Genomic DNA, 17,415 nt, shown 5'->3' with positions numbered 1-17,415 from the left:
CGTAGCATCGCAACAGCCATTTTTAAGAGAGGGATTGCGTGGAAGTTTACAGCAACGAAAACGAACAGGTTGATGTGCTGCGCCGCTTTTTTGCCAACAATGGCAAAGCACTGGCGGTAGGCGTTGTCATCGGTATCGCCGCACTGGGCGGCTGGCGTTTTTGGGCCAGCCATCAGGCCGGTGCCGACAAAGCCGCCTCAGCGCAGTATCAGCAACTGACCAGCGCCATGCAGGCTGACAAGCCGCAAACGCTGGAAGCCGTTGCCAGTTTTGCCAGTGAAAACAACAACACCTATGGTGCGCTGGCGTCGCTGGATCTGGCTAAGCAGTATGTTGAAACCAATCAGCTGGACAAAGCTATCGCTCTGCTGCAGAGCGGGCTGAAAGATACCAAAGATGCCAACCTGCAGGCGGTGATTAACCTGCGTCTGGCACGCATTCAACTGCAACAAAATCAGGCCGATGCCGCACTTTCTACCCTCAACAATGTTAAGGGTGATGGCTGGACAGCTATCGTAGCGGACATTCGTGGTGAAGCACTGCTGAGCAAAGGCGACAAGCAGGGCGCGCGTGATGCCTGGAGCAAAGGTGCGGAGTCACAAGCTTCTCCGGCCCTGAAGCAAATGCTGCAGATGAAGATGAATAACTTAAGTTAAGCCAGTCAAGAGAGCGCACATGGAATTACGTAAATACCTGCTGCCAGGGCTGATTTCAGTCACTCTGCTCAGCGGTTGCTCGCTGTTCAGCGGCGAAGAAGATGTAGTGAAAATGGCCCCGCTGCCGAAAGTAGAAAATCAGTTTACGCCGCAGACTGCGTGGAGCACCTCCGTGGGTGATGGTGTCGGCGATTTCTACTCTAACCTGCATCCGGCCTGGCAGGATGGCACTGTCTACGCCGCTGACCGCTTTGGCGTGGTGAAAGCCCTCGATGCCAGCAACGGCAAAGAAAAATGGAAAGTGAACCTCTCTGAGAAGACCGGCTTCTTCTCGAAAAATATTTCAGCACTGCTGTCGGGTGGCGTGACCGTAAACGGTGACCGTATCTACATCGGCAGTGAGCGTGGTCAGGTGTTTGCACTGAACACCAGCGATGGCAGCATTGCCTGGCAGACCAAAGTGGCGGGTGAGGCGTTATCGCGTCCGGTCGTGAGCGATGGTCTGGTACTGATTCATACCAGCAACGGTCAGTTGCAGGGTCTGGATCAGGCGAGCGGTGCCATCAAGTGGAGCGTCAACCTTGATATGCCAGCGTTGTCACTGCGCGGTGAATCAGCTCCGGCGGTTGCCTTTGGTGGTGCCATTGTTGGCGGCGACAACGGTCGCGTCAGCGCGGTGATCATGAACCAGGGCCAACTGATTTGGCAGCAGCGTATTTCGCAGCCGAGCGGTGCCACTGAGATCGACCGTCTGAACGACGTCGATACTACGCCGGTTATCGTTAATGGTGTGGTTTATGCACTGGCTTACAACGGCAACCTGACGGCGCTGGATCTGCGTTCTGGTCAGATCCTGTGGAAACGTGAAATTGGCGGCGTGAAAGATCTGATCGTTGATGCGGGTCGTATCTACCTGGTGGATCAGAATGACCGTGTCGATGCGCTGAACGCCGACGGTGGCGTGGCCATCTGGCGTCAGAGCGAGCTGCTGCACCGTAATCTGACTTCACCGGTGCTGTTCAATGGCTACCTGGTGGTGGGCGACAGCGAAGGTTATGTTCACTGGATCAATACGCTGGATGGCCGCTTTGTGGCACAGCAGAAACTTGACAGCTCCGGCTTCCAGACCGAACCAGTGGTGGCGGGTGACAAGCTGCTGATTCAGTCGAAAGACGGTGAGGTTTACGCCATTACCCGTTAAGGGCGAAGCCTGGCTGTAGGTTGCGACGGCTCCTGATTGTTCAGGGGCCGTTTCGTTTTTATGGTATTCTTAGCGCCTTCAGCCTGAACCTTACGGTAAATGTCGTTATACTCACGCCATTCGGGCGATTCATTTTTAAACTGAGGCAAGTGTTATGGTACCTGTGGTCGCGCTGGTTGGGCGTCCCAATGTGGGGAAATCCACGCTGTTTAACCGTTTGACGCGCACCCGTGATGCGCTGGTGGCGGATTTTCCTGGACTGACTCGCGATCGCAAATATGGTCGCGCCGAAGTGGAAGGGCGCGAATTTATTGTTATCGATACCGGTGGTATTGATGGCACTGAAGAAGGTGTAGAAAATCGCATGGCAGAGCAGTCACTGCTGGCGATTGAAGAGGCCGATGTGGTGCTGTTTCTGGTGGATGCCCGTGCGGGTGTGATGCCAGCTGACCAGCAGATCGCCAATCACCTGCGTTCACGTCAAAAAGCGACCTTCCTGGTGGCGAACAAAACCGACGGTCTCGATCCGGAAGCCGCAGTGCTGGATTTCTACGCCCTGGGGCTGGGTGAGATCCACGCTATCGCCGCTTCGCATGGCCGTGGCGTGACCTCGCTGCTGGAAACTGCGTTGCTGCCGTGGATGGATGTCGTTGCGCCGCTGGAAGTCAGCGAAGAAGACGAAAACGAAGCCTACTGGGCAGCGTTAGCGGCAGAAGAGAACGGCGAGGAGCTGGCAGAAGAGGAAGAGGACGATTTCGATCCGACCACTTTACCTATCAAACTGGCGATTGTCGGACGTCCTAACGTCGGTAAGTCAACGCTTACTAACCGTATTCTCGGTGAAGACCGCGTCGTGGTTTACGACATGCCGGGCACCACGCGTGACAGCATTTACATCCCGATGGAGCGTGACGATCGTGAATATATTCTGATCGACACCGCCGGTGTGCGTAAGCGTGGCAAGATCACGGATACCGTTGAGAAGTTCTCGGTGATCAAAACGCTGCAGGCAATTGAAGACGCCAACGTCGTGATGCTGGTGATCGACGCGCGTGAAGGCATTTCCGATCAGGACCTGTCGCTGCTGGGCTTTATCCTGAATAGTGGGCGCTCACTGGTGATTGTGGTTAACAAGTGGGATGGCCTGTCGCAGGAAGTGAAAGATGAAGTGAAAGAGACGCTGGATTTCCGTCTCGGCTTTATTGATTTTGCTCGCGTTCACTTTATTTCGGCACTGCACGGTAGCGGCGTTGGTAACCTGTTTGAATCGGTCACCGAAGCCTACGATTGTTCCACCAAACGTGTGAACACCTCGATGCTGACGCGCATCATGAACATGGCAGCCGAAGACCATCAGCCACCGCTGGTGCGTGGTCGTCGCGTGAAGCTGAAGTATGCGCATGCTGGTGGTTACAACCCACCGATTGTGGTGATTCACGGTAATCAGGTGAAAGACCTGCCGGATTCCTACAAACGTTATCTGATGAACTACTTCCGTCGTTCGCTGAACGTGATGGGTACGCCGATTCGTATTCAGTTCAAAGAGGGTGATAACCCGTACGCAGGTAAACGTAATCTGCTGACGCCAACTCAGCAGCGTAAACGCAAGCGTCTGCTGGCGCACCTGAAAAAGAACAAGAAATAAGATGATGAGGGCCAGAGTGGCCCTCATTTTTTTTGCGTGTCTGGAGAAGAAAATGAACGCACATTGTCCAAACTGCCAGCAAGCGCTGACTCACGTAACAGACGGTTTTGATTGCCCACATTGTGGCAGCCATTTCGATCAGATCGCCATCTGCCCGGATTGCCATCAGCCATTACAGGTGCTGAAAGCCTGTGGTGCGGTGGATTACTTTTGCCAGCACGGCGACGGGCTGATTTCGAAAAAGCGCGTGGAATTTATTCCGGATATTACCAACAATTCTGAATTGTAGCGGCGCGATTTATCGCTCGGGGTTGATGTTTTCGTGCCATCCATACGCTTCTGAATCGCGCCGCGACAAAAATCTCACCCTCCCTGCGTCATAAATTTTAATAAGTTACGACTGGATTTGTAGCAAAAATGCTATTGCGCAGTAACTCCTGCGTTATGGATATTCACTTCTTAATGTACCAGGTGGTACAATCTTGCCGCCTTGTGGTAAGTCTCAATAGCGTTTCGCTGTGTCCTTCCTCACAAGCACTGCATCACGGGCGTCGCACCCGTACCAATAGTTCTAAAATAAAGACGTTAACGGAACGATTCCTGCAACAGGCACGGCAGGGTATCTGTGACCGGGCAATATGCTATGTCCGGCGCCAGCGCTTTATTTTTTCAGGAGAGTTTGTGTTATGGCAGAAAATTCCGCTCGCCCCTGTAAAGGGTTGAGCATCTGGTCTGTGTTATTAGGGCTGGTCCTGTTGGCCGTCGGGCTGTTCTTCGCCATCGGCGGTGGCAAGCTGGTCTCCCTCGGCGGTAGCTGGTACTTCCTGATCGCCGGTATCGTTATGTTACTGTCGGCGATTCAATTCTTCCGTCGTAAATCTTCAGCAGTCACGCTGTTCATTCTGGTCTTCGCCGGTACGCTGATTTGGGCGCTGGTGGATGCGGGCTGGGTGTTCTGGCCGCTGGTTTCACGCCTGATGGTGCCTGCGGGTCTGATGCTGCTGGCATTCCTGACCTGGCCTGCACTGCGTAAGGCTGAGGGCAAAAGCTCACTGGCAAAAGTCTCGTACACGCTGTCTGCGGTGATTGTCGTTGGTATGGTGGCAACCTTTGTTCAGATGTTCCAGCCGCACCCGACTGTCGCTTTTGAAGGCACACAGCTGCCGCTGATTCCGGTGGATAAAGCGAAACAGCAGAAGAACTGGGAAAACTACGGCAACACCCCGGGCGGTGACCGCTTCGTGGCGCTGGACCAGATCACCCGTGACAACGTGAAAGACCTGCAAGTGGCCTGGACGTTCCACACCGGTGATACCCCCATCAGCCCTGGCGGAAACGGTGCTGAAGATCAGGAAACGCCGTTGCAGGTTGGCAACACCCTGTTCCTGTGTACTCCGCACAACAACGTGATCGCGGTTGCGGCTGACACTGGTAAGCAGATCTGGAAACGTGAAGTTAACGCCCAGTCTCAGGTGTGGAACCGCTGCCGTGGCCTGGCGTACTTTGATGCGACCAAGCCGCTGACTCAGCCGACTCAGCCTGGCTCAACCCCGGTCACGCCGGTGACTCTGGCTGCCGGTGATACCTGTCAGCGTCGTATTCTGATGAACACCATCGATGCACGCCTGATCGCTATCAACGCCGACAACGGTGAATACTGTGAAGACTTCGGTGATCACGGTTCGGTTGACCTGAAAAAAGGCCTGGGCGATGCGCCAGATCCGCTTTATCAGCTGACTTCTGCACCTGCACTGGCGGGAACCACGGTAGTGGTCGGTGGTCGTGTTGCTGATAACGTGAAAACTGATATGCCTGGCGGCGTGCTGCGTGGCTTCGACGTGATCACTGGCCAGATGCGCTGGGCGTTTGACCCAGGCAACGTGGACCCGAATGCGGTGCTGATGCCGGGCAAAGACTACACCCGTAGTACCCCGAACTCCTGGGCACCGATGTCCTACGATCCGGCGATGAACACCGTGTTCCTGCCGATGGGTAGCCCGTCTGTTGACCTGTGGGGTGCGAACCGTACCAAACTGGATCACACCTACGGCGCATCAATCCTGGCGCTGGATGCAACCACCGGTAAACAGAAATGGGTTTACCAGACCGTGCATAACGATCTGTGGGACTTCGACCTGCCGATGCAGCCGAGCCTGGTTGACTTCCCGATGAAGGATGGCACCACTAAACCTGCTGTGGTTATCGGTGCGAAAACCGGCATGATTTGGGTGCTGGATCGCCTGACCGGTAAGCCTTTGACCAAGGTTGAAGAGCTGCCGATGCCGCAGGGTCACATCCCGAACGAGCAGTACACCAAAACCCAGCCGCATTCGGTAGAAATGCCGAGCATCGGTAACCAGACCCTGAAAGAGTCTGATATGTGGGGTGCAACACCGTTCGACCAACTGATCTGTCGTATCAGCTTCAAATCCATGCGTTACAACGGCCTGTTCACTGTGCCGGATACCGACGTCTCGCTCAGCTTCCCGGGTTCACTGGGTGGTATGAACTGGGGCAGCATCTCGTTTGACCCGAACAACCAGTACATGTTCGTCAACGATATGCGTCTGGGCCTGTGGGTGCAGATGGTTCCGCAGGACACCAGCAAAGCGTCAGCCAGCAATGGTGGTGAGTCTGTCAACGCCGGTATGGGTGCAGTTCCGCTGAAAGGCACGCCGTACGCTGTTAACAAAAACCGCTTTATGTCTCCGCTGGGTATCCCGTGCCAGGCTCCGCCGTTCGGTACTATGTCCGCGATTGATATGAAGACCCGTAAGATTGTCTGGCAGGTGCCGGTAGGTACGGTGCAGGATACCGGTCCGTTCGGTATTAAAATGCACGCGCAGATGCCAATCGGTATGCCGACACTGGGTGGCTCTCTGGCAACGCAGGGTGGCCTGGTATTCTTCGCCGGTACTCAGGATTACTACCTGCGTGCGTTCGACAGCTCAACCGGTAAAGAAGTCTGGAAAGCCCGTCTGCCAGTAGGTAGCCAGGGTGGCCCGATCAGCTACGTGTCGCCGAAAACGGGCAAACAGTACATCCTGATCTCCGCAGGTGGTGCTCGTCAGTCTCCGGACCGTGGTGATTACGTTATCGCCTACGCCTTGCCGTAACGATGACGCTCCCGGCCAGTCTCTGCTGGCCGGATGCTAAGAAACAGGACCGACATTGTCGGTCCTTTTTTTATGCCTGCTCACCATCACGCCACAGCGCTTCGAGCTCGGGTGGCGCGACCTGTTCCGGAATCAAAATCACCACTGTTCCGCTTTGCTGATGGGTGGCGTAGCTGATCTGGATGCGAAAATAGCGTTGATCACCACGCCCGATGTTGGCAGCCTGATCTTCCGGCTCGCCCAGCGGCATTGCCTGTTCCAGCACCGCACATACCCGTTGTTTCTGCGGCGTGGGCAATTGCGCCAGCGCAAAACGTCGTTCGGTGCGCAGACGTGGGATAAAGGCCAGCCCGCCTTCACGAGCCAGCTCGATAATCGCGTCATCGGTGAGTTCAGGGATATTCACGTTACACCTACCTGCTGCCACGCGCTCTGAATCGCATCCGCGACGGAACGGTTAAAACGTTTGGCGGCGTGCTGTACGGTAAAGCGGGCAAAGGTACTGAAATCTGCATTCTGAGGCAGGCTTTTATCACATAAGGTGTCATACCAGGCCTGACCTGCCAGCTCCCAGGCGAAGCCACCCAGCGACGTTGCCGCGAGATAAAATGCGCGGTTAGGAATGCCGGAATTCAGGTGTACGCCACCGTTGTCGTCACGGGTGTCGATGTAATGCGCCATATCGGCCGGTTGCGGATCTTTACCCAGCATCGGATCGTCATAAGCGGTGCCAGGAGCCGACATAGAACGCAAGCCGCGTCCGTTGATCCCTTTAGCCAGTAACCCTTCACCAATGATCCAGTCAGCCTGGTCGGCGGTTTGCTGCTGATGAAATTGTTTCACCAGCGAACCAAACACATCCGACATCGATTCATTGAGCGCCCCGGACTGCGCAAAATAAACCAACCCGGCTTCGCTTTCTGTCACTCCGTGGGTCAGTTCGTGCGCGACCACGTCAATGGCGATGGTGAAGCGATTGAAAATCTCACCGTCACCGTCGCCAAACACCATCTGCTGACCGTTCCAGAAGGCGTTCTGGTATTCCTTACCGTAATGAACGGTACCATCCAGCTTCAACCCCTTGTTATCCAATGAGTTACGCTTGTAGATGCGCCAGTAAAAATCGTAAGTGACGCCGAGATACTCCCAGGCTTCCTCGGCGGCGACATCGCCATTGCCGGGCTGACCTTCCTGACGAATCAGCGTACCGGGCAGAGTCTGAGTCTGTTCGGCGTCGTAAATGGCGCGTACCACCTGGCCGGGCGTCGCGCTGCTGGAAGGCGTTGTACTGTGCGGGTGCGCCGCCATCAGATGCTGAACATGGGTGAGGGTGCGGCGCGCGTAATCCTGCTGCGGGCCAGAGCCGTGAGCAATAATATTGCGCAGAATATAGGGTGGAATCACACTGTAGGGCATACCAGGCTCCCTGGCAGATGAATGTGCCAGAAAGTATAGATCGAATGTCGCGGGGCGATTCAGGTACGGGATTTACGTCCGGTGGATTTTTGCGGGGTCAATGCGGTGACTTCGCTTTCCACCCAGCCATCATCCAGCCGGGTACGTAGCAAGTCGCCTTTGCTCAGTTGCTGCATTTTCTTCACCACATGGCCCTGGGTATCGGTGGTCACGCTAAAACCGCGTGCCAGCGTTGCCAGCGGGCTTACCGCCTCCAGCTGCGCTGCCAGGGTGCCAAAGCGCTGACGATTATGGTTGAGCTGTCGCTCCATCCCCTGCTGCAAACGGTAATGCCACTGCTGCAGCTGTTGCTGGGCGCGCAGGATGCGGGGCTGCGGTTGCTGGGTGTTCAGACGCTGCACCAGGCGATCCTGCTGGCGGCTGGCGCTGCGCAGGCGCAGGTCCATCGCCTCAGTCAACCGCTGTTTCAGTTGCAGCAGGGCGGTGCTCTGGCGAGCCAGGCGTAGCTGGGGATGCTGTTGCTGCAACCGATGCTGCATACGGGTAAAGCGACGCTGTTGCTGCGCCAGGTAGTAATCCATCGCCATTTCCAGCCGCTGCTGCTGCGATTGCAGGCGACGAACTAATTCCAGCTGATTACGGCTGACCAGTTCGGCGGCCGCGGACGGCGTCGGTGCGCGCAGGTCGGCAACAAAGTCAGCAATCGTGACATCGGTTTCATGCCCGACAGCGCTGACAATCGGCAGGCGACTGGCGAAGATCGCCCGTGCTACGCGTTCGTCGTTAAAACTCCACAAATCTTCCAGTGAACCGCCACCACGGCCGACGATCAGCACATCACACTCATCACGCAGGTTCGCCAGCTCGATAGCACGCACAATCGCTGCCGGAGCATCCACACCCTGTACCGCCGTGGGATAAATCACCACCGGCAGGGAGGGATCGCGACGATGCAGCACGCGCAGCACATCATGTAGCGCGGCACCGGTGGCGGAGGTGATCACCCCGACCTGACGCGCCGGATCCGGCAGCGGTTGCTTGAATTGCTGATCAAATAAACCTTCCGCCGCCAGCCGGGTTTTAAGCTGCTCAAACTGCTGTTGCAGCAAGCCTTCACCTGCCGGGTGCATGCTTTCAATAATCAGCTGATAATCGCCGCGCGGTTCATACAACGTGATGCTGGCACGCACCAGCACCTGCTGACCATGCTGCGGACGAAACGCCACCCGGCGATTGCTGTTACGGAACATGGCGCAACGCACCTGGGCACCATCATCCTTCAGGGTGAAGTACCAGTGACCGGAGGCGGGTTGGGTAAAATTGGAGATCTCTGCGCTGAGCCACACCAGACCCATTTCATTTTCCAGCAGTTGACGCACCGTGGTATTCAGGCGGCTAACGGTAAAAATATTGGCGGTTGGCGGTAGCGACATGTGATGGAGATCAAATAGTAAATCAGAGGGTTAATTAACCGATACTACATGGCTGGTACAGAGGATCAAGAGTTTTTCTGAAAAAACACTGGAGGCAACCGATTTCGGCCTGTATAATGCCGCGGCAATATTTTATCTGTTCTCATTCACCCCCAGGTTGAGATATTGCCATGCTACGAATCGCTAAAGAAGCACTCACATTTGACGACGTTCTGCTCGTTCCTGCTCATTCTACCGTTCTGCCTAACACGGCCGATCTCAGCACCCAACTGACGAAAAACATTCGTCTGAACATCCCTATGCTCTCCGCTGCAATGGACACCGTGACCGAAGCAGGTCTGGCTATTGCGCTGGCACAGGAAGGTGGCCTGGGCTTTATCCACAAAAACATGTCAATTGAGCGCCAGGCGGATGAAGTTCGCAAGGTGAAAAAACATGAAAGTGGCGTGGTGACTGAACCGCAAACCGTGCTGCCAACTACCGCCCTGGCGGACGTGAAAGCGCTGACCGAGCGTAACGGCTTTGCCGGTTACCCGGTGGTCAATGCCGACAACGAGCTGGTGGGTATCATTACCGGCCGTGACGTGCGTTTCGTGACCGATCTGAGCCTGCCGGTTTCTGCGGTGATGACGCCGAAAGAGCGTCTGGTCACGGTGAAAGAGGGTGAAGCCCGCGACATCGTACTGCAGAAAATGCACGAAAAACGTGTTGAGAAAGCGCTGGTGGTGGACGACAGCTTCCATCTGCTGGGCATGATCACCGTAAAAGATTTCCAGAAAGCCGAACGTAAACCGAATGCCTGTAAAGATGCGCAGGGTCGTCTGCGTGTGGGTGCTGCGGTTGGCGCAGGCGCAGGCAACGAAGAGCGTGTTGATGCGCTGGTCGCGGCGGGTGTTGACGTTCTGCTGATCGACTCCTCACACGGCCACTCTGAAGGCGTGTTGCAGCGTATCCGTGAAACCCGTGCGAAATACCCGGACCTCGAAATCATCGGTGGCAACGTAGCGACCGGTGCAGGCGCACTGGCGCTGGCGCAAGCCGGTGTGAGCGCGGTGAAAGTGGGTATCGGCCCTGGCTCCATCTGTACTACCCGTATCGTGACTGGCGTGGGTGTGCCGCAGATCACTGCCGTTTCTGACGCAGTAGAAGCGCTGGAAGGCACGGGCATTCCGGTTATCGCCGACGGCGGTATCCGCTTCTCTGGTGACATCGCCAAAGCTATCGCCGCCGGTGCGGCAGCGGTGATGGTCGGTTCTATGCTGGCCGGTACTGAAGAATCTCCGGGTGAAATCGAGCTGTATCAGGGCCGTTCATTCAAATCTTACCGTGGTATGGGTTCACTGGGCGCAATGTCCAAAGGTTCTTCCGACCGCTACTTCCAGAGCGATAACGCTGCTGACAAACTGGTGCCGGAAGGTATCGAAGGTCGCGTTGCTTACAAAGGTCGCCTGAAAGAGATCGTGCACCAGCAGATGGGTGGCCTGCGCTCCTGTATGGGTCTGACCGGTTGCCCGACCATTGACGATCTGCGCACCAAAGCAGAGTTTGTTCGCATCAGCGGCGCGGGCATCTCCGAAAGCCACGTGCACGACGTGACCATCACCAAAGAGTCGCCGAACTACCGCATGGGTTCATAATCCCGTAAGATTTACCGCCCGGCTCCAGCCGGGCGAATTTATTATTAAGTCCATCCCATGGAAACGCCGCAATGACGACTGAAAATATTCATAAACATCGCATTTTGATCCTCGATTTTGGTTCTCAGTATACGCAACTGGTCGCGCGCCGTGTGCGTGAGCTGGGCGTCTACTGCGAACTCTGGGCGTGGGATGTCACCGAAGAGCAAATTCGTCAGTTCAACCCGAACGGCATCATTCTTTCTGGTGGCCCGGAAAGCACCACCGAGCTGAACAGCCCGCGTGCGCCGGAATATGTCTTTAACGCTGGCGTGCCGGTCCTGGGCGTGTGCTACGGCATGCAGACCATGGCAATGCAGCTGGGTGGCAAGGTTGAAGGCTCCACTGAGCGTGAATTTGGTTACGCACAGGTTGAAGTGACCACTTCAAGCGCGCTGGTTCGTGATATCGAAGATGCCATCAGCGACGCAGGTAAACCGCTGCTGGATGTCTGGATGAGCCACGGCGATAAAGTGACGGCGATCCCGGCGGATTTCGTGACCGTAGCCAGCACCGAAACCTGTCCGTTTGCCATTATGGCGAACGAAGAGAAGCGTTTTTACGGCGTGCAGTTCCACCCGGAAGTGACTCATACCCGTCAGGGTCTGCGCATGCTGGAGCGCTTTGTACGCGATATCTGCGGCTGCGAAGCACTGTGGACCGCGGCCAAAATCATCGAAGACGCGGTTGAGCGTATTCGTGAGCAGGTAGGCCAAGACAAAGTTATCCTCGGCCTGTCTGGTGGTGTCGATTCATCGGTTACCGCGATGCTGCTGCATCGTGCGATTGGCGACCGTCTGACCTGCGTATTCGTCGATAACGGCCTGCTGCGTCTGAACGAAGCGGACCAGGTGCTGGAGATGTTTGGTGACCACTTCGGTCTGAACATTGTCCACGTTGCCGCTGAGGCTCGTTTCCTCGACGCGCTGGCGGGTGAGAACGATCCGGAAGCCAAACGTAAGATCATCGGTCGTGTGTTTGTGGAAGTCTTCGACGAAGAAGCCAGCAAACTGACCGACGTGAAATGGCTGGCACAGGGCACCATCTACCCGGACGTGATCGAATCTGCGGCTTCTGCCACCGGCAAAGCGCACGTAATCAAATCGCACCACAACGTGGGCGGTCTGCCGAAAGAGATGAAGCTGGGTCTGGTTGAGCCGCTAAAAGAGTTGTTCAAAGACGAAGTGCGCAAAATCGGTCTGGAACTCGGCCTGCCGTACGCCATGCTGTACCGTCACCCGTTCCCGGGGCCGGGTCTTGGCGTGCGTGTGCTGGGCGAAGTGAAGAAAGAGTATTGCGACCTGCTGCGTCGTGCTGATGCCATCTTTATCGAAGAACTGCACAAAGCTGACCTCTACAACAAAGTCAGCCAGGCATTCACCGTGTTCCTGCCGGTGCGTTCTGTCGGTGTGATGGGTGATGGTCGTAAATATGATTGGGTGGTGTCACTGCGCGCAGTGGAAACCATCGACTTTATGACTGCTCACTGGGCGCACCTGCCGTATGACTTCCTTGGCCGCGTCTCCAACCGCATCATCAATGAAGTGAACGGTATCTCCCGTGTGGTTTACGATATTTCTGGTAAGCCGCCAGCGACGATCGAGTGGGAATAATTCCCACCCCGGTAGTAGCAAAAGTGAAGCCCGCGTCATTGCGGGCTTTTTTTTAATACAATGTCTTCAACGCCTCGGTAGTAAACCCCGCCAGCTGATCCAACCGCCCCAAACGAATTTTTTCCAGCCATTGTGGATCCTGCAACAACGGGCGGCCCACCATCATCAAATCGAATTCGCCATTTTCCAGCCTTTCCAGCAGCGGGTCGAGCGGTGCTGTGGCAAAGCATTTGCCCGCCAGCGAGGAAAAGACATCGCCACTCAACCCGGCGGCGCCTACGGCGATGCTGGTGACCCCGGTGAGTTTTTTGACCCAGCCAGCCATATTCAGCGTCTTATCAACCTCAGGGAATGCTGCATCCCAGTAGTGGCGCTGAGAACAGTCAAAGGCATCCACACCGGCATTGGCCAACGCATTCAGCCAGTCCGCCAAAATATCGGGTGTTTCGGCGATGCGGGAATCAAACGCCTGAGCTTTCCACTGCGAAAAGCGAAACAGTACCGGAAAATCGGCGCTGACCCGCTGACGGATCGCCTTCAGGACTTCAATCGCGAAGCGTGATCGCGCCAGCAGCGACTCTCCGCCCCAGCGATCCTGACGTAAATTAAGGTGGCCGAAGAAAAACTGGTTGATGAGATAGCTATGGCCGCCATGCAGTTCTATGCCGTCAAAGCCCAGCCGCTCGGCGTTTACAGCGGCGTCAGCAAAGGCATCAATCGTGTCGGCAATATCGGCATCACTCATTGGGTTGCCGACAGATTCTCCCGCGATCGATAAACCCGAAGGGCCTTCAAAGGGGGCACCCGCTTGCCAGTCTGCATGGAAAATGGAACGCTTGGTTCCGACATGCCAAAGCTGAGGCATGATTTTTCCGCCTGCCGCATGCACCTCATCAACCACTTTTTTCCAGCCTGCCAAAGCGGCTTCGCCGTGGAAAATAGGCACATCGGGTTCATTAACGGACGCCGGGCGGTTAATACCCGTTGCTTCTGTGATGATTAACCCGACACCGGCGGCGGCACGGCGTCGATAATAAGCCGCCATCTCCGGTGTGGGGATGCCACCTGGAGAAAAGGAACGGGTCATGGGGGCCATCACCACCCGGTTGGGCAGAAGCAGGTTTTTCAGCTGATAAGGGGAAAACATAAGGCTGGTGGAATGCATGATCTTCTCCGTGAAATGATAAAAGCAATTTTGTTGCTTTTATAGATCTCCTCTCGCATAAAAGCAACTTTTTTGCTTTTATAGTGACAGCAACAGTGATGACAGGAAGCAAGATGAGTGAGAATGAAGTTAATACACGCCCGGCATCGCGTCCGGGTGGGCGTGCGGCGCGTATTCAGGCAGCAGTCTACGCTGCGGTAGCACGCCTGCGGGCAGAGAAGGGGGCTGAGGGTTTGAGCGTGCATGCCATCGCGCAGGAGGCTGCTGTGAACCCCACCACCATTTACCGGCGCTGGGGATCGTTGAGCCAACTGCTCTCGGATATTGCGCTGCAAAAGTTATTACCGGATTCCGAACCGGAAGATACTGGCAATATGCACGAAGATTTCAGTCGCTGGCTGGAAGAGTATGTTGATGAGCTGGCGACAGAAACCGGGCGTAAATTACTTAGCGAAATTGCGGCGGCGGAGAGTGATGAATACCGGGTGCGTTGCCAGCGGCGGCACGTCGAACAAATCGAGGCGATCCGCCAGCGTGCAATACAACGTGGCGAAACGCCACCTGAGACGGAACGGGTGATGGATGAGCTGATTGCGCCCATTGTTTACCGTATTCTCTTTTCGCAGACGCTTCCTGACTTCAGCTGGGCTTCCGCGTTGCTGGTAAAGTTGCTAGGGATTTAGGGGCGTACCCTTTTTGCGACGTCAGCAGCCACCTTTCCTGGCGTCACAATCATCCACACCGCCAGACACACAATCACCGCGCCGATAACAAACCCACCAGAAAGCGTCTCATCCAACACCAGATAGCCCCATAGCACGCCAAAGGGTGGGATCAGGAAAGTGACAGTGAGGGAGCGCAACGGGCCGATATCGGCGATTAACCTGAAGTAGAGGATATAAGCGAGCGCCGTACAAATCAGCCCGACCGCGATGACGCTGGCCCAGACAGTGGGCTGATGCCAGTTTACCTGCGGCCCGCTGGCCACGGAGAAAGCAAAAAACGGCAGCAGAAACAGGCTGGCACCAATTTGGCTGCCAAATGCCACGATTTTCGGATCGAGGCCGCCCCGATTGGAGATCCAGCGACGTGTCAGGAATCCGGCAACGCCGTAACAACCGGTCGCCACCAGGCAGGCAACCACACCCGCCAGCGTGCTGCTGGCGGAATGGGTTTCCCCCATCGCGGTGATGACCACAATCCCTGCCAGTCCCAGCACTACGCCGCCCCATTTGCGCGGTGTCAGTTTTTCACTGAAGAAGGCAAAGCCAATGATAGCCCCCATCAGCGGCGTGGTGGCATTGAGGATGGCGGAATAGCCAGCCGGCAACCATTTCGCTGCCAGGCAGTACATAAAAAATGGCAGGCCGGAGTTAATGATGCCGAGAACCAGCGATGCGCGAAATTTTCCCGCGAATTGCCACGAGGAACCTGTCACGAAAAGTATTGCCGCCAGCCCGACAAAACCGAAAAAGACGCGCAGAAACGCGGTGTTAATGGCACCGAACTGTGGGGCAGCGATGCGTATAAACAGGAAGCTGGCTCCCCAAATCGCCGCGAGAACGATCAGTCTGACATAATCTGCGAGGCGCATATCAAAATTTCCTGTGGTTAGCTAAACTTAATCGTCAAAATAACTTTGAGCCTGAATGACGTATTGTTCAAACCATAATTTCTTCTCAGATTAAGTTTTTCTAACTTATGGTCATGAGGCATCGATGAAACTTCCGCCGCTCCATGCGCTGATGTGTTTTGAGTCTGCCGCCAGGCATCTCAGCATGAAACACGCTGCCGCAGAGTTATGCGTCACACCCAGTGCCGTTAGCCAGCAGATTACCAAACTTGAAGAGACGGTTAACATCCGGCTTTTTATCCGCAGTCCACGTCAGCTCGAATTAACCACCGAAGGGCGTATCTATCTGCGTGCCATACGGCCTGCCTTCAGCCAGATTGCGGAAGCGACCCAGCGGCTAATGGATGAAGGCAAACCCAATAAAATTACCGTCAGCTGCACCAGTGGTTTTGCTATCCAGTGGCTGCTGCCGCGATTACCGGCGTTTGAAAAGGATAATCCAGGGGTTGAGGTTCAGATCAGCACCACCAACCGTAAAGTCGATTTACTTGCCGAGGGCATTGATTTTGCTGTGCGGCATGGTACGGGTGTCTATCCGGGGCTGGAGTCGCAATGTTTGCTCAATGACCGGTTGCGTCCGGTATGCAGTCCGCGCCTGCTTGCCGTGGGGGAAGCCCTGCTGACCCCGCTGGATATCACCCGTTATACGTTGTTGCATGATGAGCACCGTATGGACTGGGGACTCTGGTTCCGTGCCGTGGGTATCAACGATGCCGAAACCCATAAAGGGCCCGTGTTTGTCGATTCAAATGGCGTGATCGAAGCGGCACTGGCGGGGAAAGGGATAGCACTGGTCCGGCGTTCACTGGTCAGGGAGGAGCTTGAGCAGGGCACGCTGGTTAATCCACTCCAGGTCGAGGTGGAATCTCCTATCGCTTACTACCTTGTGTACGACGAGTCTGCCGTGCTGCAACGGATGAGCCGTCGCTTCCGTGACTGGCTGGTGGCTGCGGCAGCGGCAGACAAAAACGAATATCCAGCCTGAACCCCCTTCATCCCAATCCGTAGAATTATCCGCAAAACAGCTTGTTATTTCCCCCACGGCGCAGCAGAGCGAAACGTTAAGATAACGAAAATGTGTTTCTGCGCCCGTGCCTGTCTGCTGTGGTTCAGAACAAAACGATGGGTAAGGTACGAGGAGAAGGGTGTGAACAGTTCAGTTATTGATTTTTTGTCCGGCTATGGTAATGGAATCAATGAAATAAAGTTAAAAGACCTTCTCACCCTGAAAAATATCTGCTCAGCTGATGAGCAAATTTCCACCCTGTTCCCGCCAGTGGAAATTGGCAGCATTACGCTGGTTGATCAGATTGTCCTGCTGAGTCTGCTGAAAATCACCCAGCCTAAAAGCGTGCTCGAAGTCGGCACTTATCTTGGTTATTCCACCACGCTGCTGGCGCTGAACAGTGATGCCAAAATATTCTCTCTCGATTTACCCACTGACGCCTGCCTGGAAACGCAGTTTGATAGCGATAAAATCCTCACCGATGGTGATGTGAATGATGATTTCCTGCGCCACACCCAATCCATTGAAGGGGCGGTGTATCTGAAAAACTTAACCGCAGAACAACGGGCACGAGTTAATCTGATTAAAAAGGATTCGACCCAGGTTAATTTTCAACAGGCATTTGGTGAGCTGGATTATGTGTTTGTCGATGGAGGACATGCCTATGACATTATTAAAAGCGATACCGAAAACGCTTTGCAGGCGGTGCGCAAAGGCGTGGTGATTTGGCATGATTATGCTTCAGGTATTCACAGCGACGTGACGCAATATCTGAATTCCCGTGATGACCTGAAAATATTTCACGTGAAAAATTCGTTGTGTGCCTTTGCCTTTGCTGGCTTTTGACCGGGGGCA

At 55.2% G+C, this 17,415-nt stretch carries 15 protein-coding genes; 10 read left to right on the top strand and 5 right to left on the bottom strand.

Features of this window, described 5'->3' with window-relative positions:
* The first annotated feature begins 38 nt into the window (after positions 1-38).
* From HA50_RS14555 to HA50_RS14535, 5 genes are all read left to right on the top strand, one after another.
* Entirely contained in the window at positions 39-656 is a 618-nt protein-coding gene (locus tag HA50_RS14555; RefSeq protein WP_084876305.1) for a YfgM family protein, read from the top strand.
* 19 nt (positions 657-675) lie between these two features.
* Positions 676-1,857, top strand: a complete 1,182-nt coding sequence (bamB, locus tag HA50_RS14550; protein WP_084876304.1) for an outer membrane protein assembly factor BamB — start codon at positions 676-678, stop codon at positions 1,855-1,857.
* A 154-nt stretch (positions 1,858-2,011) separates the two neighbouring features.
* A complete protein-coding gene (der, locus tag HA50_RS14545) occupies positions 2,012-3,502 on the top strand; it encodes a ribosome biogenesis GTPase Der (protein ID WP_084876303.1) in 1,491 nt (496 codons plus the stop codon).
* Positions 3,503-3,554: 52 nt separating this feature from the next.
* A complete protein-coding gene (locus HA50_RS14540) occupies positions 3,555-3,791 on the top strand; it encodes a zinc ribbon domain-containing protein (protein WP_084876302.1) in 237 nt (78 codons plus the stop codon).
* A gap of 397 nt (positions 3,792-4,188) precedes the next feature.
* Positions 4,189-6,618: a glucose/quinate/shikimate family membrane-bound PQQ-dependent dehydrogenase gene (locus tag HA50_RS14535; RefSeq protein WP_084876301.1), complete on the top strand. Its 2,430-nt coding sequence runs from the start codon at positions 4,189-4,191 to the stop codon at positions 6,616-6,618.
* 70 nt (positions 6,619-6,688) lie between these two features.
* On the opposite strand, the gene HA50_RS14530 is transcribed toward HA50_RS14535, so the two are convergent.
* Genes HA50_RS14530 through xseA form a run of 3 tightly spaced genes read right to left on the bottom strand, consistent with a single transcriptional unit; the run spans position 6,689 to position 9,467 of the window.
* Positions 6,689-7,024, bottom strand: coding sequence for a protealysin inhibitor emfourin (locus HA50_RS14530; protein ID WP_084876300.1), 336 nt, complete (start codon positions 7,022-7,024; stop codon positions 6,689-6,691).
* The gene (locus HA50_RS14525) at positions 7,021-8,034 is read right to left on the bottom strand and encodes a M4 family metallopeptidase (protein ID WP_084876299.1); all 1,014 of its coding nucleotides are present in this window, start codon (positions 8,032-8,034) and stop codon (positions 7,021-7,023) included. The genes HA50_RS14530 and HA50_RS14525 overlap by 4 nt, the downstream gene beginning before the upstream one ends.
* A 59-nt stretch (positions 8,035-8,093) precedes the next feature.
* A complete protein-coding gene (xseA, locus tag HA50_RS14520; RefSeq protein WP_084876298.1) occupies positions 8,094-9,467 on the bottom strand; it encodes an exodeoxyribonuclease VII large subunit in 1,374 nt (457 codons plus the stop codon).
* Positions 9,468-9,637: 170 nt separating this feature from the next.
* On the opposite strand from xseA, the gene guaB reads away from it, so the two are divergent.
* Positions 9,638-11,104: an IMP dehydrogenase gene (guaB, locus tag HA50_RS14515; protein ID WP_084876297.1), complete on the top strand. Its 1,467-nt coding sequence runs from the start codon at positions 9,638-9,640 to the stop codon at positions 11,102-11,104.
* 71 nt (positions 11,105-11,175) lie between these two features.
* Positions 11,176-12,756 carry a glutamine-hydrolyzing GMP synthase gene (guaA, locus tag HA50_RS14510; protein WP_084876296.1) on the top strand — a complete coding sequence of 527 codons (1,581 nt, stop codon included), beginning with the start codon at positions 11,176-11,178 and terminating at the stop codon, positions 12,754-12,756.
* A gap of 52 nt (positions 12,757-12,808) precedes the next feature.
* Here guaA and HA50_RS14505 read toward each other — a convergent pair whose 3' ends face one another.
* Entirely contained in the window at positions 12,809-13,921 is a 1,113-nt protein-coding gene (locus HA50_RS14505) for an NADH:flavin oxidoreductase (RefSeq protein ID WP_084876295.1), read from the bottom strand.
* Between the two features lie 113 nt (positions 13,922-14,034).
* Between HA50_RS14505 and HA50_RS14500 the strand changes: the two genes are divergently transcribed.
* On the top strand, positions 14,035-14,604 hold the full coding sequence (locus tag HA50_RS14500; protein ID WP_208617291.1) for a TetR/AcrR family transcriptional regulator: 570 nt from the start codon (positions 14,035-14,037) through the stop codon (positions 14,602-14,604).
* Here the strand turns inward: HA50_RS14500 and HA50_RS14495 are convergent.
* Complete coding sequence (locus tag HA50_RS14495) at positions 14,601-15,515, bottom strand: DMT family transporter (protein WP_084876293.1); 915 nt, start codon at positions 15,513-15,515, stop codon at positions 14,601-14,603. The two genes, HA50_RS14500 and HA50_RS14495, sit on opposite strands and share 4 nt — an antisense overlap.
* 124 nt (positions 15,516-15,639) lie before the next feature.
* Between HA50_RS14495 and gcvA the strand changes: the two genes are divergently transcribed.
* Positions 15,640-16,539 carry a transcriptional regulator GcvA gene (gene gcvA / locus HA50_RS14490; RefSeq protein WP_084876292.1) on the top strand — a complete coding sequence of 300 codons (900 nt, stop codon included), beginning with the start codon at positions 15,640-15,642 and terminating at the stop codon, positions 16,537-16,539.
* A 162-nt stretch (positions 16,540-16,701) separates the two neighbouring features.
* Positions 16,702-17,406, top strand: coding sequence for a class I SAM-dependent methyltransferase (locus HA50_RS14485; RefSeq protein WP_158087408.1), 705 nt, complete (start codon positions 16,702-16,704; stop codon positions 17,404-17,406).
* Positions 17,407-17,415 lie beyond the last annotated feature (9 nt).

Origin of the sequence: Pantoea cypripedii, from assembly GCF_002095535.1 — a bacterium.
Lineage (GTDB): Bacteria > Pseudomonadota > Gammaproteobacteria > Enterobacterales > Enterobacteriaceae > Pantoea > Pantoea cypripedii.
This window is presented reverse-complemented; position numbering and strand designations above follow the sequence as displayed.